At 67.2% G+C, this 20,070-nt stretch carries 19 protein-coding genes and 2 tRNA genes; 10 read left to right on the top strand and 11 right to left on the bottom strand.

Annotated elements, in window-relative coordinates:
- The first annotated feature begins 194 nt into the window (after window positions 1-194).
- The gene (locus tag OHA42_RS12845; RefSeq protein WP_406237028.1) at window positions 195-1,424 is read left to right on the top strand and encodes a serine hydrolase domain-containing protein; all 1,230 of its coding nucleotides are present in this window, start codon (window positions 195-197) and stop codon (window positions 1,422-1,424) included.
- Between the two features lie 161 nt (window positions 1,425-1,585).
- On the opposite strand, the gene OHA42_RS12840 is transcribed toward OHA42_RS12845, so the two are convergent.
- Window positions 1,586-2,308, bottom strand: coding sequence for a TetR/AcrR family transcriptional regulator (locus OHA42_RS12840; protein ID WP_406237026.1), 723 nt, complete (start codon window positions 2,306-2,308; stop codon window positions 1,586-1,588).
- A gap of 98 nt (window positions 2,309-2,406) precedes the next feature.
- Between OHA42_RS12840 and OHA42_RS12835 the strand changes: the two genes are divergently transcribed.
- Window positions 2,407-3,108: an NAD(P)H-binding protein gene (locus OHA42_RS12835; protein ID WP_328410407.1), complete on the top strand. Its 702-nt coding sequence runs from the start codon at window positions 2,407-2,409 to the stop codon at window positions 3,106-3,108.
- On the opposite strand, the gene OHA42_RS12830 is transcribed toward OHA42_RS12835, so the two are convergent.
- The 4 genes from OHA42_RS12830 to OHA42_RS12815 form a co-directional block, all read right to left on the bottom strand.
- Entirely contained in the window at window positions 3,102-3,506 is a 405-nt protein-coding gene (locus OHA42_RS12830; protein ID WP_406237025.1) for a DUF1801 domain-containing protein, read from the bottom strand. The two genes, OHA42_RS12835 and OHA42_RS12830, sit on opposite strands and share 7 nt — an antisense overlap.
- Before the next feature lie 70 nt (window positions 3,507-3,576).
- Window positions 3,577-3,993 (bottom strand): hemophore-related protein, encoded by a 417-nt coding sequence (locus tag OHA42_RS12825; protein ID WP_406237023.1) that lies wholly within the window; start codon window positions 3,991-3,993, stop codon window positions 3,577-3,579.
- A gap of 296 nt (window positions 3,994-4,289) precedes the next feature.
- A tRNA-Pro gene (locus tag OHA42_RS12820) sits at window positions 4,290-4,363 on the bottom strand.
- Between the two features lie 48 nt (window positions 4,364-4,411).
- Window positions 4,412-4,485: transfer RNA gene (locus tag OHA42_RS12815), tRNA-Gly, on the bottom strand.
- Window positions 4,486-5,003: 518 nt separating this feature from the next.
- On the opposite strand from OHA42_RS12815, the gene OHA42_RS12810 reads away from it, so the two are divergent.
- A complete protein-coding gene (locus OHA42_RS12810) occupies window positions 5,004-5,960 on the top strand; it encodes a diguanylate cyclase domain-containing protein (protein ID WP_406237021.1) in 957 nt (318 codons plus the stop codon).
- Between the two features lie 43 nt (window positions 5,961-6,003).
- On the opposite strand, the gene OHA42_RS12805 is transcribed toward OHA42_RS12810, so the two are convergent.
- Both OHA42_RS12805 and OHA42_RS12800 read right to left on the bottom strand, forming a co-directional pair.
- Complete coding sequence (locus OHA42_RS12805; protein ID WP_406237020.1) at window positions 6,004-6,819, bottom strand: Fpg/Nei family DNA glycosylase; 816 nt, start codon at window positions 6,817-6,819, stop codon at window positions 6,004-6,006.
- Window positions 6,820-6,842: 23 nt separating this feature from the next.
- On the bottom strand, window positions 6,843-7,316 hold the full coding sequence (locus tag OHA42_RS12800) for a ribose-5-phosphate isomerase (protein ID WP_406237018.1): 474 nt from the start codon (window positions 7,314-7,316) through the stop codon (window positions 6,843-6,845).
- 310 nt (window positions 7,317-7,626) lie between these two features.
- On the opposite strand from OHA42_RS12800, the gene OHA42_RS12795 reads away from it, so the two are divergent.
- Window positions 7,627-8,751: a M48 family metallopeptidase gene (locus OHA42_RS12795; protein WP_406237017.1), complete on the top strand. Its 1,125-nt coding sequence runs from the start codon at window positions 7,627-7,629 to the stop codon at window positions 8,749-8,751.
- A 60-nt stretch (window positions 8,752-8,811) separates the two neighbouring features.
- On the opposite strand, the gene OHA42_RS12790 is transcribed toward OHA42_RS12795, so the two are convergent.
- Entirely contained in the window at window positions 8,812-9,450 is a 639-nt protein-coding gene (locus OHA42_RS12790; protein ID WP_328410396.1) for a DsbA family protein, read from the bottom strand.
- 198 nt (window positions 9,451-9,648) lie between these two features.
- On the opposite strand from OHA42_RS12790, the gene OHA42_RS12785 reads away from it, so the two are divergent.
- The 4 genes from OHA42_RS12785 (at window position 9,649) to OHA42_RS12770 (ending at window position 13,592) form a co-directional block, all read left to right on the top strand.
- Complete coding sequence (locus OHA42_RS12785) at window positions 9,649-10,863, top strand: NAD(P)/FAD-dependent oxidoreductase (RefSeq protein WP_406237016.1); 1,215 nt, start codon at window positions 9,649-9,651, stop codon at window positions 10,861-10,863.
- A gap of 119 nt (window positions 10,864-10,982) precedes the next feature.
- Window positions 10,983-11,384 carry a YciI family protein gene (locus tag OHA42_RS12780; protein ID WP_406237015.1) on the top strand — a complete coding sequence of 134 codons (402 nt, stop codon included), beginning with the start codon at window positions 10,983-10,985 and terminating at the stop codon, window positions 11,382-11,384.
- Between the two features lie 293 nt (window positions 11,385-11,677).
- Window positions 11,678-12,910 carry an RNA polymerase sigma factor gene (locus OHA42_RS12775; RefSeq protein WP_406237013.1) on the top strand — a complete coding sequence of 411 codons (1,233 nt, stop codon included), beginning with the start codon at window positions 11,678-11,680 and terminating at the stop codon, window positions 12,908-12,910.
- 190 nt (window positions 12,911-13,100) lie between these two features.
- Entirely contained in the window at window positions 13,101-13,592 is a 492-nt protein-coding gene (locus OHA42_RS12770; RefSeq protein WP_406237011.1) for an NUDIX domain-containing protein, read from the top strand.
- Between the two features lie 72 nt (window positions 13,593-13,664).
- Here OHA42_RS12770 and OHA42_RS12765 read toward each other — a convergent pair whose 3' ends face one another.
- Window positions 13,665-14,495: a phosphoribosylaminoimidazolesuccinocarboxamide synthase gene (locus tag OHA42_RS12765; protein WP_406237009.1), complete on the bottom strand. Its 831-nt coding sequence runs from the start codon at window positions 14,493-14,495 to the stop codon at window positions 13,665-13,667.
- A gap of 128 nt (window positions 14,496-14,623) precedes the next feature.
- Here OHA42_RS12765 and pepN point away from each other — a divergent pair, with 128 nt between their 5' ends.
- On the top strand, window positions 14,624-17,206 hold the full coding sequence (gene pepN / locus OHA42_RS12760) for an aminopeptidase N (RefSeq protein ID WP_406237007.1): 2,583 nt from the start codon (window positions 14,624-14,626) through the stop codon (window positions 17,204-17,206).
- 76 nt (window positions 17,207-17,282) lie between these two features.
- Complete coding sequence (locus OHA42_RS12755) at window positions 17,283-18,218, top strand: LysR family transcriptional regulator (protein WP_406237005.1); 936 nt, start codon at window positions 17,283-17,285, stop codon at window positions 18,216-18,218.
- Here the strand turns inward: OHA42_RS12755 and OHA42_RS12750 are convergent.
- Both OHA42_RS12750 and OHA42_RS12745 read right to left on the bottom strand, forming a co-directional pair.
- Entirely contained in the window at window positions 18,196-18,999 is an 804-nt protein-coding gene (locus OHA42_RS12750) for an SDR family oxidoreductase (protein ID WP_406237003.1), read from the bottom strand. The two genes, OHA42_RS12755 and OHA42_RS12750, sit on opposite strands and share 23 nt — an antisense overlap.
- Window positions 19,000-19,108: 109 nt before the next feature.
- Window positions 19,109-19,975, bottom strand: coding sequence for an alpha/beta fold hydrolase (locus OHA42_RS12745; protein ID WP_406237002.1), 867 nt, complete (start codon window positions 19,973-19,975; stop codon window positions 19,109-19,111).
- Window positions 19,976-20,070 lie beyond the last annotated feature (95 nt).

Here is a 20,070-nt window from a genome sequence, read left to right as displayed (position 1 = left end):
TGAAGCCGGGTAGCGACCGGAATCAGTCGCTGGTCGACGGCATCGTGTCGCCGGGCGGCAGTGGTCTCGACTGCGGTTGAGCAAGCGACCATTGCCGCCCGTAAGTGACACCCGTTACAGTTTGCGTTAGCACGCTGCTTGCAACTGTTACGTGCCAGCTTGCAGGCATTTTTGACAGACAAAGGAGTCTGACCATGCCCGCTGCGAGCATCGACGCGCCAGGCCACATGCTGATCGACGACCGGTTCACCGCGGTCGCCGCCAAGTTCTTCTCGATGTTTCGCCGCAAGAGTCAGGGCGGGGGCGGGCTTGCGGTCTATTTGCACGGCGAGCCCGTCCTCGACATCTGGGCGGGTTGGGCCGACACCGACCGACGCTGGCGGGCGGACTCCATGGCGCTGTCGTACTCGACCGGCAAGGGCGTCGCAGCGACCATCGCACATCGCCTCGTCGAACGCGCCGTGCTCGACCTGGACGAGCCGGTGGCGACCTACTGGCCGGAGTTCGCGGCGAACGGCAAGGCGGACATCACGATTCGTGAGGTCCTCAACCATCGCGCCGGGCTGCAGCGCACCCGCGGCCTGGTCGAGAACCCGGACGACCTGCTCGACCACGACGCCGTCGCGGCCGCCATGGCCGCCTCCGCGCCCGACCCGATGCGATTGCGCGCGTCCGGCTATCACGGCCTGACCTTCGGCACACTCGTCGCGGAGATCGCCCAGCGGGCCACCGGCCGCAGCTTCCTCGAGGTGGTGCGCAACGAACTCGCCGAACCGCTCGGCGACAACGACTTCTGGTTCGGCGTGCCCGAGCATCAGCGTCACCGCCTGACCCAGCTCGCACCCCGCCTCGGCGTCGCGGGAGTGCCGTTCGACACGCTGATCGCCCCGTTCGCGGCGGTGCGAATCGTCCGCTCGGCGCGCAGCGCCATCTACGACGGCTGGGCCGACATGACCCTCGGCCGGCGTCCCTACGACGCCATGATGCCTGGCTGGAACGGCGTTTTCACCGCACGCTCGCTGGCCAAGATGTACGGCGCCATCGCCAACGACGGCATGGTCGGCCACCGCCGCCTGCTGCGGCCCGAGACCACCCGCCGCATCGCCGAGATGCCGCCGAACGGCCGCTACGACTACGTCCTCGGCGCCGCACCCCATTTCGCCCTCGGCTACCACCGCGCCATCGTCGGCGCCAAACTCACCAGGCATGCATTGGGCCACTTCGGCATCGGCGGCTCCGGCGGCATCGCCGTACCTCGACTCGGCCTGTCGATCGGCTTCGTCACCAACCACCTCGGCAACCACGCCATGTCACTCGGCGACGCCCGCCTGCCCATGCTCGCCGCCATGTCCGAGCGCGCCGCCTGCTCGGCAGACACCGACAGCGCCTCCGGTCACCTCGATACCACCGCGGCGGCGAGCTGACCGGCCCGAGCCCGCCGCCGCTCGGCAGACACCGAGCGCCTCCGGTCACCTCGACGCATCGCGGCGGCGAGCTGACCGGCCGGGCGTCGGCAAGGACAGGCCGCCGCTCGGCGTGAATACACGGTCGGCTGTGGAGGCCCCCTCCAGGCGTCGATGGCCGGTCAGGTCGGCTGTTTCGGCAGTGTGAGGCCGAGGGAGCGCACGAGGTGGCCGATTTCGTTGCGGTAGAGCTTGTCCGGGGCATTTGTTTGTGAGCGCAGGTGGCCCAGGATCTCCAAGGAGACCAGGCCGTGCAGGTGGCCCCAGATGCGTAGCGCGATCGCGATGGCGGCCGGGGGCAATCCCGGGAAGTCCTGCGCGACCTCGCCGACGAGTTCGTCGTCGAAGTCCGACCACTCGAAGCCGCTGTCCGCGTACAGCTTTTCGGCATGCGGCCAAGCGCCTGCCGCCAGGCCGGTGAGGCCCGCGCACACCCGATGCTCGGCCTCGGGGGCCGCACCGCCCGCCGGTGGCTGATAGCCGGGCACCGGATCGCCGTAGATGAGGCGGAAACCCTCGGAATTGGCCAAAGCCCATTCGCGGAAGGCGCAGGCCCAGGCCAGGATTCGGCCTGCGGGGTCGGCCGGCGGGCAGGCGTCCCGCGCCGCTTCGACGGTGTCGGCGAGTTCGCTGTACACGTCGTTGATGAGCGCGGTGACCAGGTCATCGCGGGTGGCGAAGTAGCTGTAGACCGCGTTGGCGGTCATGCCCATCTCGCGGGCGATCGCTCGCAGGGTGATCGCGCTGGGTCCGCCATCGGCCATCAGGCGCAGGGCAACCTGCTTGATCTCGGTTGTCGTCTCGGAACGTCGTAGTTCCCGCCTGCTCGGCGCCGCAGTGGCCACGGAGGCCACTTTACAGCGGTGTGCAGAAACTAGACGTAGCATAGAAACTTCACGGCGTATAGTTTTTACACGCCGTACCAAACAGCTCTAGGAGAACCATGTTCATCGGAATCATCGGCGCGACCGGCACTATCGGCAGGCGGGTGCACGCCGAAGCCGTAGCCCGCGGCCATCACGTCACCGCGTTCAGCAGAGATGCGAGTGGACAGGCCGCCGATCAGCCGAACGTCGCCTGGCGCAGCCTCGACGTGTTCGACAGCGCCGCCGTCGCGGCCGCCCTGCCCGGGATGGACGTGCTGATCAGCTGCTATCAGCCAGGCAATGCCGCAACGGATTTCGCGGGCACGGTGGCGACATCGATCGCCGACCCGACCGTCTACGCGACCGCGGCGCGCTCGCTGGTCCAGGCGCTCGGCAGCCATCCACGCACCCGCCTGATCGTCGTGGGCGGCGCGGGCAGCCTGGAATTCGCGCCGGGCCGGGTCACCGCCGACGACGACCAGCGCCTCACCGACACCCTCGACAGCGTCGGCCTGCCCCGGGAGTACGCGGCGGCGGTGCGCGGCCACCGCGACGCACTGACCGTGCTGCGTAGTTCGAACCGGTGGTGGACCTACTTCAGCCCCGCCGAACTGATCGCACCGGGCGAACGCACCGGCCGCTACCGCGTCGGCGGCGATCAGCCGGTGCTCGATGCCGACGGTCACAGCCGCATTTCGATCGAGGACGCCGCCATCGCGCTGCTCGATGAGGCCGAGCTGCCGCGATTCGTGCAGCGCCGCTTCACGATCGGCTACTGACCCGACTCCTGCGCCTTCAGCTTTCGCCACCCACCGGCGCGGTTGTTGGCGATGATCTGGCGGACCATGGTCAACAGCGCCGGAGCATTGAGGGTTTCCCCCTCGCGGATCGCCACCGTGCGCGCGGTCTTGTTGTCGTGACCTGCGGTGATGATGCCCTCGGGGTCCGGCACGATGGCGCCGTCGTAGAGGAACACATTGACGTGCAGTCTCGCCGCGAGCAGCGCGCAGATATTGCCATCCAGCACGAAGTACGGCTGGACGTTCCGCTTGACCGTCTCGACGACCTCAGAGTCCGCCTCGTGCACCAGTTCGCGAACCTCCCGACAGATCCGCTGCTGCCACTCGGGTAGCGCGTCGATATAAGCGTCGACGCGTGGGTCGGCCTTATAGGACATGCGAATAATCCAAACACAGACACCCGCCGGCGCGTGCCGTGTTGCGGCAGGCGACGGCGGGTGTTCGCGCTCAGTAGTTGTGGCAGGTGTCGGCCACGGTCTGCATCTTGTCGCGCATTTCGGTGAAGCGCGGGTCGTTGCGGCGTTCCTCGATCTTCCCGCGGTGCTCCTCGATGCGCTCCTTGACCTTGGGATCGTCGAGACGCTGCTGGATGGCAGCCTTGCGCTGCTCGGGCGGCAGATTCAGCAACTGCTCCAGCTTCGCCTTGCGATCAGGGTTGGCGTCGAGGCGGGCAGCGAGCTCGGGGGCCGCCGCGTGCAGCGCGGCATCCACCTGAGCGAAGGAGCACGTCGTTTCGGCGAGCAGGTGGCCCGGCCCGCCCGGCGCTGCCGCGGCGATTCCGGGAACCAACAGCGCCGCCGATGCGCCGACGGCGAGCACGCCGCCCGCCACGGCGATCCGGATACGACTCGATGTGGACCTCATGTTCGAAACCTCTCCCAGTGGGTGAATCCGATGTCGATCAACGACACCTGGGATCGAACCCGCGAATTCTAAGACCAGCCTGGGAACCAGCTGCGAACCACATCCGTATCGAACCCGAGGTCGGTAACAGAAGCTCGGGACGCCGAATGCACCGGCCGCTACCGCACCGCTTCTTCCCAGCACGCCCGACAGCTACAACCGAGGGGGTGGGGGACCCGCTGCCGGAACCGGGCGGGCTGGCCGATCACGGCAACGCCACGGCCGACAGGCCGGAGAACATTGCTGTCGAACTGTTGTCGGGGTGACAGGATTTGAACCTGCGACCCTCCGCTCCCAAAGCGGATGCGCTACCAAGCTGCGCTACACCCCGTTGCCCTCGCGGCGGTATCGGCCGCCGCAGAGGATGAATAACCCTGTGTGGAGCGGGTGACGGGAATCGAACCCGCACCATCAGCTTGGAAGGCTGAGGTTCTACCATTGAACTACACCCGCAGGCATACGACATCAATGGGATCGCCACGATGCCGTGTGCGTACCGACTGTACCGAACGTCGCTTCGGAAACGCTAATCGCCCCACGCGGACCGGTGCGCCGCAATCGTTCTCGCCGGTACGGCCCCGGGTTGACCTCTGGTTGTAGGTCGCGGCTATGGCCGACGAGCAGGGTGGGTTCGCTCCTACTTCGGACCCGCTCCGGCGCGCCGTCGGCGTGTCGGTTCGCGACTTCCCAGCGAACGAAATTCATGTGTAACGCCCGGACCTCGATAGCGATGACATACCCGATCGCCATTCGTATGGGTTCGGGAACACGTTGTAAAACAGCGTTTTTCGAAGCCGGGTGGCTTGCTAGGATCCTTTTTGCCGGACGGGGGTATCTGGAAAGGGGGCGGTGAGCGTGCACCAGGCAAGGTGGACACAGCCGCATGGCAGTGAGAACGATCGGGGTGAGGCCGGCGCCGGTGTGGGTTCAACACACCGCGCTACCGACTCGAGCTGTGCCGGGTGAGTGCGATGGCGACCGACATCGAGCCCCCGGTAGCCGCCATGGCCCGAGCCTGGGCGCGTGCTGTCTGCGCCGAGCCGGGTTCGCACGCGGCACCCAGGCAACTGGAACCGGTATTGATCGAGATCATCGAACGACTGCTGCAACTGGCCAAGTCCGAGCCGTTCCCCGTGCCAGAGGCGCGGATGCTCGGCGCCCGGCTGGTCGAGGCCCCGTTCGAAAGGACCAGGATGTTGGCGCAGGCCACCAGGTGGCTGCTCGGCTTCCCGGCTGGCGCACCGGGATCGTTGGTCGCCACGCGCTGGCCGTTGGTCGCCAGCCAAGCCATCGACAGCTATGCCCAGGCCCTACAGGAGCGCGCACTCGCGCAGCAGGAACAACATATTTCGGCCGCGGTGTCGCTACGGGTGCAGGAAATTGCCGCGTTGCAGCATCGACTGCGCCACGAGGCGACCCACGATGCGCTGACCGATCTGGCCAACCGCACACTGCTGCAGGACCAGGTCCGGCTGATGGCGGCCGATCCGACCCGCGGCGTCGGCCTGCTGCTGATCGACCTGGACCGCTTCAAGCAGATCAACGACAGCTTCGGCCACGCGGTCGGTGACGAGGTGCTCGTCGAGCTCGCGCGCAGGCTGCGTGAGATCTGTCCGCCGGACACCGTGATCTGCCGCTACGGCGGCGACGAATTCGTACTCGCCACCAATCCACATCACAACACCCTCGGCGATCTCGCGCACCAGATCGTCGGTGCGCTGCGCGACCCGGTGTGGTCGACGGCCGGGCCGGTGCCGGTCTCGGCCAGCGTCGGCACCGCCTACTGCGCACCGGGCAGCCCCTGCGATTTCACCGACCTGCTGCGCCGGGCAGATCGCGCGATGTACTCGGCGAAGACCGCGGGCGGCAAGCGGTTCGCACTCGCCGAATCCGACGAACCGGAGATCAAGACGGCCGTCGCAGGCTGAGGACGACCCGCACAGCGTTCTACGTCCGCACTGCGGCTGTGGGTCAGCCTGCTTGGCAGCTGGGGCACCAGAACAGGTTTCGCGTCTCCAGCACGGCATGCCGGATCGGAGTGCCGCAGACACGGCATGCCGAGCCGGGACGGCGGTAGACGTAGGTCCGTGGCCGGTCGACCGCGTAGGACGGTTCACCGTGGTCGTGTTCGGGCCGGACGACGACCATCTTGCCGACCCGCACACCGACCCGCATCAGCGCGACCAGATCGGTCCACATCGCGGCCCACTCGTCGGCGCTCAGCGCAGTCCCTGGCCGCTGTGGCGAAATGCCGTGCCGGAATAGCAGTTCCGCCCGGTAGACGTTGCCGACACCGGCGAGCACCTGCTGATCCATCAGCAATGCGCCGATCGACCTGCGCGAGCGGTGAATTCGCTGCCAGGCCCGATCCGGGTCGGCGCCGCGCCGCAGCGGGTCGGGGCCGAGCCGATCGGTCAGCGCCGCCACCTCGGCGTCGGTGTACACCTCGCAGGCAGTCGGGCCGCGCAGGTCGGTGCCGAAGCCGGGCTGCTCGCCCGATCCGCTGCCGAACATCCGCATCCGTACCTGCCCGATCGGCTCACCCATCGGCACCGGCGCCTCGGTGAACTTCCCGTACAGTCCGAGATGCACGTGCACGACGAGCCCCGACTCGTAGTGGTGCAGTAGGTGTTTGCCCCACGCCTCGGCCCGCACCAGCAGCTGGCCATCGACCCGCGCGGCCCCGGCTGCGAACTTCCCCTGCGGGCTCGACACCCGCACCGCACCGCCCGCGAGGCGCCGCTGATGCAGCTTCGCGAGACGGTGCAGCGTATGTCCCTCAGGCACAGTTGATGACGACCGCGCCCGGATCAGTACGCGGGAACGGCCGGTGCGACACCGGTCTTTTCGTACTCGGCGAGGATGTCGATGCGGCGCTGGTGGCGCTCTTCGTCGGACCACTCGGCCGCGAGGAAGGCATCGACGATGGCGAGTGCTTCCTCGGTGGAATGCATGCGGCCGCCGATGCCGATCAGCTGAGCATTGTTGTGCTCACGCGCCAGCGTCGCGGTCTCGACGCTCCAGGCAAGAGCGCAGCGGGCGCCGGGCACCTTGTTCGCGGCGATCTGCTCACCGTTGCCGCTGCCACCGAAGACGAGCCCGAGGCTGCCGGGGTCGGCGACGGTACGGCGGGCCGCCTCGATGCAGAACGCGGGGTAGTCGTCGACAGCGTCGTATTCGAGGGCGCCGCAATCGACGGCCTCGTGGCCCGCCTGCTCCAGATGGGCCTTGACGAGATTCTTCAGTTCGAAACCGGCATGGTCGGCACCCAGGTATACGCGCATGGCAGCGATTGTGTCAGGCCGCTTCGGTGGGGTCGCGAGAGGGATCGGGAGACGACACGGCACAGGATCAACACCCGCACCGCCCTCCCCCGAAACCAATTGTGCACGATGCGCGACGGCGCCGATGGTCGCCCGGCACCGCGTGCGGCAAGCCTGTCCCGCCGACCGAACAGAGTGGCTTCCCATGCCCAACGATCCTCAGCCACAGGCTGATCCAGCGCCCGAGCCGGGCCGCCCACCGATCGAGGCCGACCGGTGGGCGGAGCCGATGGCCGGACCCGCAGACCGGATTCTGAATAGAGTTCTTCCCATGCAGCCGCACGAACCCCAGCAGGCAGGCCCGCCGGTCGACCCCTACACCCCGCAGCGGGCCGGGTGGGCACAGGCTCAGGACGCGGCCGCGGCACCCTACGGCTCGGCGCAGTATCCGCCGGTGCCCAATCCCTATCCGGGCGTGCCCTATCCCACCGGTCCTTATCCCACGGCTCCCTACGGCCCCGCACCGTACGGCGGGGCGCCGATGCCGCCCGCGGTGCCGCCGCAACAGCAGCCGCGCGGGCTGTCGCCCTTCGGGATGCCGGCTCGGCACAGCTGGGAGATTCCGCTGCTGATCGTCGTCGTCATGCTCACCGTTGTCACGTTCATGTTCGCGATCCTGTTCGCGGCGCTCGGCACCATCAACGAGTACATCCTGTTGTTTCTCGCCGCGCCGCTGCTGGTGTGGCTGGTGCGCGGTCAGACCTTCGCGAGTCTGCGGGTCAACGGCGTCAAGATGTCGCCGACTCAATTTCCCGAGGGCTATCGGATGGTGGTCGAGGCGGCAGCCAGATTCGGTATGAAGAAGGTGCCCGACGCCTACGTGCTGCTCGGCAACGGCCAGATCAACGCCTTCGCCTCCGGGCACGGATTCCGCCGCTTCGTCGCGGTCTACAGCGATCTCTTCGAAGTCGGCGGGACGGCGCGGGAACCCGATGCGCTGGCCTTCATCATCGGCCATGAGGTCGGGCATATCGCCGCGGGCCATGTGTCCTATTGGCGGCAGCTCGGCATGTACCTGGTGCCGTTCCTGCCGATCCTCGGCAGCTCGCTGATCCGCGCACAGGAGTACACCGCCGACAATCACGGCTACTGCTACCGGCACCTCGGCGCGCCGACGGCCATGGGCACCCTCGCCGCGGGCAAGTACATGAACACCCTCGTCGGCTACGACGAGATGGCCGACCGGGCGGCGACCGAGAAGGGTTTCTTCGTCTGGATCGTCAACGCCATGTCCTCGCACCCGGTGCTGACCTGGCGCATGTGGGCGCTGCGTGATCGCAGCAGGCACGGCAATATGTTCCTGCGTCCGAGTCGACCCGCGGGTGCTCCCCCGGCGGGCAACTACCCGGGCAGCTACGGCGAAGTCCCGGCGCTACCGCCGAAACCCGTGCCGTAACCGGGCGCGATCGGTGGCATCGCATGCTGCGCTGCCACCGATCGACGGCGAACAGCCCGTCTAGTCGAAGGCGGGGTCTTCGGTGCGGGTGCGCTTGAGCTCGAAGAAGTGCGGGTAGGACGCCAGCGCGACCGCGCCGTCCCAGAGCTTGCCCGCTTCCTCGCCGCGCGGGATCCGGGAAAGCACCGGACCGAAGAAGGCGTTGCCGTTGATGTGAATCGTCGGGGTGCCGACATCGGGGCCGACCTTGTCCATGCCCTCGTGGTGGCTCTTGCGCAGCGCCTCGTCGTAGTCGGTGCTTTCGGCGGCCTCGGCCAACTCGGCGGGCAGGCCGACCTCGGCGAGCGAATCGGCGATCACCGCGGCGAGGAATTCCGCCTGCGACTCCCGCTCGTACTCCGCGCGCCGGTTGTGGATACGTGATCCCATGGCGGCATAGAGCGGCGCGAGCACCTTGTCGCCGTGCTCCTGCGCAGCGGCGATCGCGACCCGGACCGGGCCCCAGCCGGTGGCGAGCAATTCCTTGTACTGCTCCGGCAAACCATCCCGGCCCTCGTTCAGCACCGACAGGCTCATGACGTGGAATCGGACCTCGATATCGCGCACCTGCTCGACCTCGAGGATCCAGCGCGAGGTGATCCAGCACCATGGGCACAGCGGGTCGAACCAGAAGTCGGCAACATCCTTTTCGGCGCTCACAGGTCGCTTCCTCTCGATCACATGCTCGTAGCGCGGCGGAAATTCGCCTCGCCGCCATTTGGGCCAACCACCCGATCGCGCGATTCGTTCCCGACTTCGGGTCCATTTTTCCGGTGGGTCGTTTTCGAGAACGACGACGACCTGTCCCAGTAGGGTGAAAGCGCAGGAGTCCGGTTCCCTCTCGACAAGGAGTCCGCAATGACCTCTGATCGGCGTTTCGTCATCGTCGGCGGCGGGCTGGCCGCAGCCAAGCTCGCGGAAGCGCTGCGAGACAACGATTTCGACGGGGCCGTCACAGTGATCGCCGCCGAGGAGCACCTGCCTTACGAACGACCACCGCTGTCGAAAGAACATCTGGCAGGCAAGAAAGCGCTCGCCGATTTCACCGTGGATCCGGCGCAGTGGTACCGCGACCACCACATCGATCTGCGGCTCGGCACCACCGTCACCGCGATCGATCCGGTGGCGAAGACCGTCACGCTGCCGGACGATTCGACACTGCCCTACACCAAGCTGGCATTGGCGACCGGTTCGACGCCACGTCGGGTGCCGATTCCGGGGGCCGAAGCCCCCAACGTCTACACATTGCGCACCATCGCCGACTCCGACACCCTCATCGACCTCTTCGGCAAGGCCCGCAGGATTGTGATCATCGGTGCGGGCTGGATCGGGCTGGAGGTGGCCGCCGCGGCCCGCGCGGCCCGGGTCGAGGTGACGATTGTCGAAACCGCCGAGTTGCCCTTGCTCGGGGCGCTCGGACCGGAGATGGGCGCGGTGTTCGCGGATCTGCACCGGGCGCACGGAGTCGATTTCCGCTTCGACACTCAGGTCACCGAGATCGTCACGCACGACGAGACAGCCACGGGGGTCCGGCTCGGCGACGGCAGCGTTGTGGATGCCGACGCGGTGCTGGTCGCGGTCGGCGCCCGGCCGAACATCGAACTGGCCGCCGATGCCGGGCTCGCCGTCGACGGCGGGGTGCTCGTCGATGCGAGCCTCGCCACCAGCGACCCGGATATCGTCGCCGTCGGTGATATCGCCGAGCAGCAGCACCCTGTGCTCGGGCGCCGAATTCGGGTGGAGCACTGGGCGACTGCGCTCAACCAGCCCGCCGTCGCGGCCGCGACCATGCTCGGCAAGTCCGCGTCCTACGACCGCATGCCCTACTTCTTCACCGATCAATACGACCTCGGCATGGAGTACACCGGGTACGCCGCACCCGGCGACTACGCGCGCGTGGTGGTGCGCGGCGATCTGGCGAAGCGCGAGTTCGTTGCGTTCTGGGTCGATGCCGACAACCGGGTGCTCGCCGGGATGAACGTCAATGTCTGGGATGTGACCGAACGGATCAAGGACCTGATCGGCGAACAGGTCGACCCGGAACGGCTCGCCGACACCACCGCGCCCCTCTGACCAATTCTTGTGATGCAAATCACATTTCGAACACCCAGAATATGTCGAACCGGAACCGCGGGCTCCGACCTCACCGCGAGAGCGTCGCATGGACGCACCGAACGGCAAGGAGCCGTGCCATGAAGTACATGCTGCTGAAGACCTACAGCCCCGCCGCCCACTGCGACACCCCGATCACCGAGTGGACGCCCGAGGAGATCCAGGCGCACATCGACTTCCAGCGAATGCTCGGCCAGGAGCTGACCAAGTCCGGCGAGCTCGTCGACGCGCAGGGCCTGGCCGGACCCGACCAGGCGCAGCTGGTCAGCTCGGACGGGCGGTCCGCGCCGGTGATCACTGACGGACCGTTCCCGGAGACCAAGGAGTTCCTGGCCGGGTATTGGATTGTCGACGTGGACAGCCCCGAGCGCGCCGTGGAGATCGCCGCCAAGGCGTCGGCAGCCCCCGGCCCCGGAGGCCAGCCGATCGGCGAGTACATCGAGGTGCGTGCGGTGATGGGCGCTCCTGCCAGCGAGCAGTGACCGGACCCGGCGCGGCGGCCGTCCGGATCAGCGTTGCACTAGAACGCCGCGGCGCAGACGGCACCACCCAGCGTCGAAACCGAACACGCCGACGCCAGGACCGCACGACGGGCCGAGCCGGCGACACCACCGAAAACCCCGACGCCAGGACCGCATGACCAGCCGAGCCGGGAACACCACCGCTCGGCTCACCACAGCGACTGCCGAGGGCACTTCACACCGTTGCGCACCTACCGAGCGAACAGGTGCGCTGTGATCTTGTCCCCCATCGTCGCGTCGCGGACAATCGCACAGTGACCGGGACGCTGCCTGTCGGCACGGAGGATCTGTTGCGCGAACTCGCACCGCAGGTCCTCGGCATCCTGGTGCGCCGATTCGGTGACTTCGACACCGCTGAGGACGCGCTGCAGGAGGCCATGATCGCGGCGGCGACGCAATGGCCGACCGAGGGACTGCCGGACACCCCGCGCGGCTGGCTCATCCAGGTGGCACAGCGCCGGATGGCCGACGTGGTGCGCGCCGAGGTGGCCCGGCGGCGCAGGGAGACAATGGTTTTCGAGCAAGACGTGTCCGGCGCGGAAGCAGTCGATCGCGATGACACGCTTGCCATGTTCTTCCTGTGCTGCCATCCGGCACTATCCTCGGCGAGCGCGATCGCACTGACGCTGCGCGCCGTCGGGGGTCTCACAACGAGCGAGATCGCCCACGCCTTCCTGTTGCCGGAGACCACTATGGCGCAACGTATCTCGCGCGCCAAGAAGCGGTTGTCCACTCTCGATCGCCCCTTCGCGCGACCGGGCGACGCCGAATGGCGGGAACGGCTCGGAGTGGTGCTGCACGTGCTCTATCTGATCTTCAGCGAAGGCCACACCACCAGCTCGGGTCCGAATCTGCATCGCACCGATCTGTCCACCGAGGCGATTCGCCTGAGCAGGTCGATCCACCGGCTGCTGCCCGGGGACACCGAGGTCACCGGCCTGCTCGCGCTGATGTTGCTCACCGACGCCCGCCGCGCCGCGCGCACCGGGGCGCATGGCGAACTGATTCCGCTCGCCGAGCAGAATCGCGCGCTGTGGGACCGCGCGGCGATCACCGAAGGTGTGACGCTGACGACCAGCACCCTCGCACGTGGCCTCACGGGCCCCTACCAACTCCAGGCCGCGATTGCCGTCCTGCACGCCGAAGCCTTACGCCCCGAGGACACCGACTGGCTCCGAATCCTCGTGCTCTACAACATGATCGAACGCATGGCCCCGAATCCGATGGTGACCCTCAACCGCGCCGTCGCCACCGCCATGGTGCACGGCCCCACCGCCGGTCTCGAACTGGCCGACACCCTCGACAACCAACTGGCGGGCAACCATCGGCTCGACGCCGTCCGTGGCCACCTCTACGAAATGGCAGGCGATGTCGACGCCGCCATCACCTCGTACACCGCCGCAGCGGGCCGCACCACCAGCACCCCCGAGCGCGACTACTTGACCATCCGCGCCGCCCGACTCCGTCGCATGCCTCCGGAGCACTGACCGGCCGAACTCGTCGGGATCACGAGCGGCCCGTCGACTTCCCGCCTCTCGACCGATCAGCGGCGTCGGTTCCCGACGGGTGCGGAACACACCTATCAGAAGGCAAGCGCGAACGCGGCTCTGCGATGTGGAGGGCGCAACCGCCGTGTCCGTCCGGAGCGTCCCGACAGTGCACGGCAGACTGCTTGCTGTGGCAGGCAAATACAGCGCGGGAATTCTCTTGTTCCGCCGGACCTCGGGCGACACCGAGGTCCTCATCGGACATATGGGTGGACCGTTCTGGGCGCGTAAAGACAACGGCGCCTGGTCGATTCCGAAAGGCGAGTACGAACCGGACACTGAGGACGCCGCTGCTGCGGCGCGTCGCGAGTTCACCGAGGAGCTCGGCCTGCCCGTGCCGGACGGTGAGTGGATACCGCTGGGTGAAGTGCGCTACGGCAGCGGCAAGAGCGCAAAGAACCTCACCGTGTGGGCGATCGAGGCGGACCTGGATCCGGCACAGGTGGTGCCGGGAACATTCGAGATGGAGTGGCCGCCACGTTCCGGTCGGATGGCGCTGTTCCCCGAAATCGACCGCGCGGCATGGTTCGACCTTGCCACCGCACAGGACAAACTGGGCACCGGCCAGCGGCCGTATGTGGACCGCCTTGTCGAATATCTCACCGGCCGGACACCGGCCTGAGCGGACATCTGCACACCCACCCCACCGTTCACCACGGAAGTGAACGGTGCCCGCCCGCGTCGCAACTGCGAGCTACGCGCTCCAGGTCTTTCCGGTGATCAACTCATAGGCCTGCATATAGCGCTGCCGGGTCGCTTCGACAATGTCGGCGGGGATTTCCGGGCCGGGTGGCTCCTTGTCCCAGCCGGTCGAGGTGGACCAGTCCCGGACGAACTGCTTGTCGAAGGAGCGCTGCGGGCGGCCCGGCTCCCACTCGTCGGCAGGCCAGAAGCGCGACGAGTCCGACGTGAGCACCTCGTCGCCGAGCGTCAGCGTTTCACCGTCCCAGCCGAATTCGACCTTGGTATCGGCGACGATGACACCGCGCTCGGCCGCGTGCGCCGCGCCGCGGGAGTACAGGTCGAGGGTCAGATCGCGCAGCCGCTCGGCGACCTCGCGGCCCTCCTGATTCACGACATCGTCGAAGGTCATGAACTCGTCGTGCCCGGTATCGGAGATCTTGGTGGTCGGAGTGAAGATCGGCTCGGGCAGCTTGTCGCCCTCGCGCAGACCCGCGGGCAGCCGCACGCCGGAAACCGCGCCGTCACGCTGGTACTCGCGCAGCCCCATGCCGACCAGGTAACCGCGCGCGATGCATTCGACCTGCACCATCTTCAACGGCTTGACCCGGATGGCGCGGCCTGCGAATTCGGCGGGTACATCGGTGGTGGACAGCACATGGTTGGGGATGTCGGCGAAGAACTCGAACCACCAGTTCGACAGCTGGGTCAGCAGCTTGCCCTTGTCCGGGATGGGGGTGGGCAGCGACACGTCGTACACCGACACCCGGTCGGTGGCCACGAGCAGCAGGGTATCGCCGTCCTCGTAGAGGTCGCGCACCTTTCCCGCGTGGATGTGCTTCACGTCGCAGCTCCGATCCTGGTCGATAGGGTTTATGAGAAAAAGTTCCGCGCGGGCAACCTTACCGAGGTGGCATTGTGGTCACTGTCGTGCCTGCCCGGGCACAGTTCTTCGACCAACGAAGGAGACTCATGTCTGCACCCAACCTGACTCGTGACCAGGCGATCGAACGCGCCTCGACAGTGTCGGTCGAGAACTACCGCATCGAACTCGACCTGACCGACGGGGCGGGCAAACCGGGCGAGCAGACGTTCTCCTCCCGGACCACGGTCACCTTCACCGCCACCCCGGGTGCGAGCACCTTCATCGATATCGTGGCGCGCGGGGTCGGCTCGGCGGTCCTCAACGGCCGGCCGGTCGATGTCGCCGACTACGACGAGTCCACCGGGATCACGCTGATCGACCTCGCCGAGCGCAACGAGCTCGTGGTGGAGGCGGACTGCCAGTACTCCAACACCGGTGAGGGCCTGCACCGCTTCGTCGATCCGACCGACGACACCGTCTACCTGTACTCACAGTTCGAGACCGCCGACGCCAAGCGCATGTTCGCCTGCTTCGACCAGCCGGATCTCAAGGCCACCTTCGACATCTCGGTCACCGCGCCTGTCGACTGGAAGGTCATCTCCAACAGCGCTGTCGTGGAAACCCTTGCCGCCGACCCCGGTAAGCACATCTTCCGCACCACCCCGAAGATGAGCACCTACTTGGTGGCGCTGATCGCCGGACCGTACACCGCGTGGACCGATGTCTACACCGACGACCACGGCGCCATCCCGCTCGGCATCTACTGCCGCGCCTCGCTGGCCGAGTACATGGACGCCGACCGGCTCTTCACCGAGACCAAGCAGGGATTCGGCTTCTACCACAAGAACTTCGGCGTGCCCTATGCCTTCGGCAAGTACGACCAGCTGTTCGTGCCCGAATTCAACGCGGGCGCCATGGAGAACGCCGGCGCGGTGACTTTCCTGGAGGACTACGTCTTCCGGTCCAAGGTCACCCGCGCCTCCTACGAGCGGCGCGCGGAGACGGTGCTGCACGAAATGGCGCACATGTGGTTCGGCGACCTGGTCACCATGAAGTGGTGGGACGACCTGTGGCTCAACGAGTCGTTCGCGACCTTCGCCTCGGTGCTGTGCCAGTCCGACGCCACCGAATACACCAGTGCCTGGACCACGTTCGCGAATGTGGAGAAGTCCTGGGCCTACCGGCAGGACCAGCTGCCCTCCACCCACCCGATCGCCGCGGACATCCCCGATCTGGCGGCGGTCGAGGTGAACTTCGACGGCATCACCTACGCCAAGGGCGCGAGCGTGCTCAAGCAGCTCGTCGCCTACGTCGGCCTCGAGCCGTTCCTGGCCGGGCTGCGCGCGTACTTCGCCGAACATGCCTACGGCAATGCCACTTTCGACGACCTGCTGAGGGCACTGGAGAAGTCGTCCGGCCGTAACCTGTCGACCTGGGGCACCCAGTGGCTCAAGACCACCGGCCTCAATATCCTTCGCCCGGACTTCGAAGTGGCCGCCGACGGTACGTTCTCGTCGTTCGCGGTCGTCCAGGAAGGCGCGGCGCCCGGCGCGGGCGAGCGGCGCGTGCACCGTCTGGCCATCGGCGTCTACGACGACCAGGACGGAAAGCTGGTCCGCACCGAGCGCATCGAACTCGACCTAGAGGCGGCCGAGCGCACCGAGGTCCCCCAACTCGTCGGCGTTGCGCGCGGCAAGCTGGTGCTGGTCAACGACGACGACCTCACCTACTGCTCGGTGCGCCTCGACCCCGATTCGCTCGACGTGCTGGTGAACCGCATCGGCGATATCGCACAGCCGCTCCCCCGCACCCTGGCGTGGTCGGCCGCGTGGGAAATGACACGGCAGGCCGAGATGCGAGCACGCGACTTCGTCGCACTCGTCCAGCGCGGCATCGGAGCGGAGACCGAAATCGGTGTGGTGCAACGGCTGCTGATGCAGGCCAACACCGCCATCGGCAGCTACGCCGATCCCGCGTGGGCCGCGGCCACCGGCTGGCAGGAGTTCGCCAACCGTCTGCTCGAGCTCGCCCGTGAGGCCGAGCCGGGCTCCGACCATCAACTCGCCTTCGTCAACGCACTCACCGGCGCCAAACTGTCCGCATGGCACACCGAGGTGCTGCGCGAAGTGCTCGACGGCGATCCCGCCGAGGTCGGCCTCCCCGGCCTGACCGTCGACACCGACCTGCGCTGGCGGATCGTCACCGCACTCGCGGCCGCAGGCGAGATCGACGCCGACGGTACGAGCACCCCGGTGATCGACCAGGAACTGGCCAACGACCCGACCGCGGCAGGCAAGCGGCAGGCCGCCGCGGCCTCGACGGCGCGACCGATCGCCGAGGTAAAAGAGCAGGCCTGGGCGACGGTGATGGGCGACGATTCGGTCGCCAACATCACCGCCCGCTCGATTGTCGGCGGCTTCGCACCGGCCGGTCAGGACGAGCTGCTGACGCCCTATCTGGACCGGTACTTCGCCGAGGTCCCCGGTGTCTGGGAGCGGCGCTCCAGCGAGGTGGCGCAAACCGTGGTGATCGGCCTCTACCCGGCCTGGGCGATCAGCGCGGACGCCGTCGCCGCGGCCGATAAGTTCCTTGCGGGCGATCACCCGCCCGCACTGCGCCGCCTGGTCACCGAAGGCAAAGCAGGCATCGAGCGCTCGCTGCGTGCCCGCGCGTTCGACGCCGAGTCGTAGAGACCAACGGCGGATTGGCGAAACGAGGCGTGCTCGTCCACCACAGCGGTGGGCGAGCACGCTCGTCGGGAGCAGCGTGGAACTTCGCGAAATCGGGATATTTTTGGTCCTGGCCGATGAACTGCACTTCGGCAGGACAGCAGAGCGGCTCGGGGTATCCCCGGGACGCATCAGCCAGGTGATCAAACAGCTGGAAAGCCGGGTCGGCGCACCGTTGTTCGTGCGCACCAGCCGTCAGGTGACACCCACCCCGGTCGGACGTCAGCTGCGTGACGATCTGGCCCCCGGCTACCAGCAGATCAAACAGGCGATCGCCAAGGCGACCGCGAATGGGCACGGCATCACCGGGGTCTTGCGGGTCGGCTTCTCCGGCGCCTGGTGCGGCAACCTCATCGTCGCGACGGGTGATCTGTTCCAGACGCGCTACCCCGGATGCGAAATCCAGATCCAAGAGGCGGCGCTCAACGATCGCTTCGGGCCGTTGCGTACCCGTGAGCTCGACCTCCAGCTCACCGAATTTCCTGCCGACGAACCCGATGTCACGACCGGCCCCGTCATCTTCTCTCATCCGCGCGCACTCACCGTTCCGGCGGCACACCCCCTTGCCGGTCGCGAATCGGTGTCTCTCGAGGACCTTACGGACTACCCCCTGATCACGATCGACGGGCCGCCGCAGTATTTTCTCGACTTTCATCTGCCGCGCCGCACTCCCTTGGGCCGACCCATCCCGCGGGGCCCGGCGACCACTGCGTGGCAGGAAGTCCTCTCCCTCGTGAGCGCGGGTAAAGCGGTCTGCCCCACCTCCATTCGCTCGGCCGACTACTACAGCCGCCCCGAACTCGCCTTCGTCCCCTTTCACGATGCCCCGACCATCGACTTCGGACTCACCTGGCTCACGTCGGCCGAGAACACTTACATTCGAACCTTCGTTCAGACGATCCTGGAGGTCGCCGCGGACTTCCCCGGCGCGGTCGACGCCGGACAGATCGTCAGCGAAACAGGTGGGCGTTAGCGGCTGCCCACCGGGCGAAGGTAGTGGCCGGGGCGCCGGTGATGTCGGCGACCGCGGTGGTCGGCTGTTGCGGATGCTCGACCATCATCTCGAGGCCGTCGACATACCATTCGGCGAACTCGCCCATGGTCGGCGTGAGCTGCTGGATCGCTGCTGCGCGTGACACTTTCACGAAGTCGATCGGGCTGCCGATGGCTTCGGCGAGCTGCCTGACCCGGTCGGCTCTGGTCAGTGTTTCCGGGCCCGTGAGGTGGTGGATTCGGCCTTCGTGTCCGTCGGACAGCAGGATGGCGGCGGCCACCCGTGCGATGTCGTCCATGGTGATCGGGGCGTTCGCGGAATCGGGGTATGGCTCGCGGATCTCACCGGTCGAGCGGACCTGGTCCGCCCACATGAAGGTGTTCTCGGTGAATTCGCCGGCGTATAGGTGGGTCCAGTCGACTCCGGACTTCGCCACGGCGGTGGCGATCGGCTGCCATTCGGTGTGCTCGTCACCCGAGAGGTCGACGATGTGCCGGATGCCCGCATCCTGTGCCAGCGCGACGACTTCGTCCACGGTCTCGAGCACCGGGGCGAGATACATCCGGTCCACACCGGCGAAGGCCGCGGGCAGCGACGAGACGCGGCGCAGGTAGCCCTCGGCGACCTCGACACCGGCGGGAAGTGCAGCGCGCTGCGGGTTGTTGGTCAGCGCCCGTACCTGCTCGGCTCCGGCGGCCAGCAGATGATCGACGACCATTCGGCCGATGTTCCCGGTCGCGCCGGTCACCAGAATCTTCATCTCCCTACTGTTCGCAGGTTGCCGGGCATCGCGCAAGGGGCACTTTCGCGGGCAGACACCGGGGACGTGCCCACCCCTCGTGATGAGCACGCCCCGTTCGTCTTTCGGCTCAGCCGAGCTTGCGGCCGAGGAAGTCGCGGATCAGCGCGGCGATCTCGGGGCCGTGCGTCTCCAGTGCGAAGTGGCCCGCGTCCAGCAGGTGCAGTTCGGCTTCGGGCAGGTCACGCAGGAAAGCGCGGGCGCCGTCGGGACCGAAGATCTCGTCGTGCTCGCCCCAGGTGATCAGGACCGGCGGCCGGTGTTCGGCGAAGTACTTCTGGAAATCTGGATAGCCGTCGAGATTGAGCTTGTAATCCGCGAACAGCTGGAGCTGGATCTCCTTGTTGCCGGGGCGATCCAGGTAGTGCTGATCCAGAGTCCAGGTGTCGGGGCTGACCAGCGCCAGCCGGTCGGCCGGAACACCATGCGTGTACTGCCATTTCGTCGCGTCGAGTTCGAGCAGCTTGCGCACGGCGGGTTCGTGGGTGGCCCGGTCGTTGGCGTGCGCGAAGAGCACCTCCCAGAACGGCGTGAAACCCTCCAGGTAGGCATTGCCGCTCTGGGTGATGATCGCGGTGACGCGCGCGGGGTTGCGGGAGGCGATCCGCAGCCCGATCGGAGCGCCGTAGTCCTGGATGTAGAGGGCGAACCGCTGGATGCCCAAGGTGTCCAGCAGTTCCAGGGTGATCTCGGTCAGCTTCTCGAAGCTGTAATCGAAGGCGAGCACCGACGGCATCGCCGACTGGCCGAAGCCGATATGGTCCGGCGCGATCAGGTGGTAGTCCGCGGCCAACTCGGGCAGCAGATTGCGGAACATGGCCGAGCTGGTCGGAAAGCCGTGCAGCAGAACAAGTGTCGGCTTGGACGGGTCGCCCGCTTCGCGGTAGAAGACCGGCAGGCCCTGGATCTCGACGGTGTTGTGGCGAACGTTGGTCATGTCATTTCTCCTGTTGGTGTGATCTGTTTCTGTTCGGGACGGACTATCGGTGGGTCAGCGGTCTCGACGACCCCGAGCTGCGTGACCGGGTGCTC

Origin of the sequence: Nocardia sp. NBC_01009 (assembly GCF_045208035.1) — a bacterium.
Classification (GTDB): Bacteria; Actinomycetota; Actinomycetes; order Mycobacteriales; family Mycobacteriaceae; genus Nocardia.
The sequence above is the reverse complement of the archived record's forward strand: the minus strand, read 5'-3'. Positions and strand labels throughout refer to the sequence as shown.

Coding starts and splice junctions, on each gene's coding strand:
- OHA42_RS12845 (WP_406237028.1), top strand. CDS start 195: ATGCCCGCTGCGAGCATCGACGCGCCAGGCCACATGCTGATCGACGAC.
- OHA42_RS12835 (WP_328410407.1), top strand. CDS start 2,407: ATGTTCATCGGAATCATCGGCGCGACCGGCACTATCGGCAGGCGGGTG.
- OHA42_RS12830 (WP_406237025.1), bottom strand. CDS start 3,506: ATGTCCTATAAGGCCGACCCACGCGTCGACGCTTATATCGACGCGCTA.
- OHA42_RS12825 (WP_406237023.1), bottom strand. CDS start 3,993: ATGAGGTCCACATCGAGTCGTATCCGGATCGCCGTGGCGGGCGGCGTG.
- OHA42_RS12810 (WP_406237021.1), top strand. CDS start 5,004: ATGGCGACCGACATCGAGCCCCCGGTAGCCGCCATGGCCCGAGCCTGG.
- OHA42_RS12800 (WP_406237018.1), bottom strand. CDS start 7,316: ATGCGCGTATACCTGGGTGCCGACCATGCCGGTTTCGAACTGAAGAAT.
- OHA42_RS12795 (WP_406237017.1), top strand. CDS start 7,627: ATGCAGCCGCACGAACCCCAGCAGGCAGGCCCGCCGGTCGACCCCTAC.
- OHA42_RS12785 (WP_406237016.1), top strand. CDS start 9,649: ATGACCTCTGATCGGCGTTTCGTCATCGTCGGCGGCGGGCTGGCCGCA.
- OHA42_RS12780 (WP_406237015.1), top strand. CDS start 10,983: ATGAAGTACATGCTGCTGAAGACCTACAGCCCCGCCGCCCACTGCGAC.
- pepN (WP_406237007.1), top strand. CDS start 14,624: ATGTCTGCACCCAACCTGACTCGTGACCAGGCGATCGAACGCGCCTCG.
- OHA42_RS12750 (WP_406237003.1), bottom strand. CDS start 18,999: ATGAAGATTCTGGTGACCGGCGCGACCGGGAACATCGGCCGAATGGTC.
- OHA42_RS12745 (WP_406237002.1), bottom strand. CDS start 19,975: ATGACCAACGTTCGCCACAACACCGTCGAGATCCAGGGCCTGCCGGTC.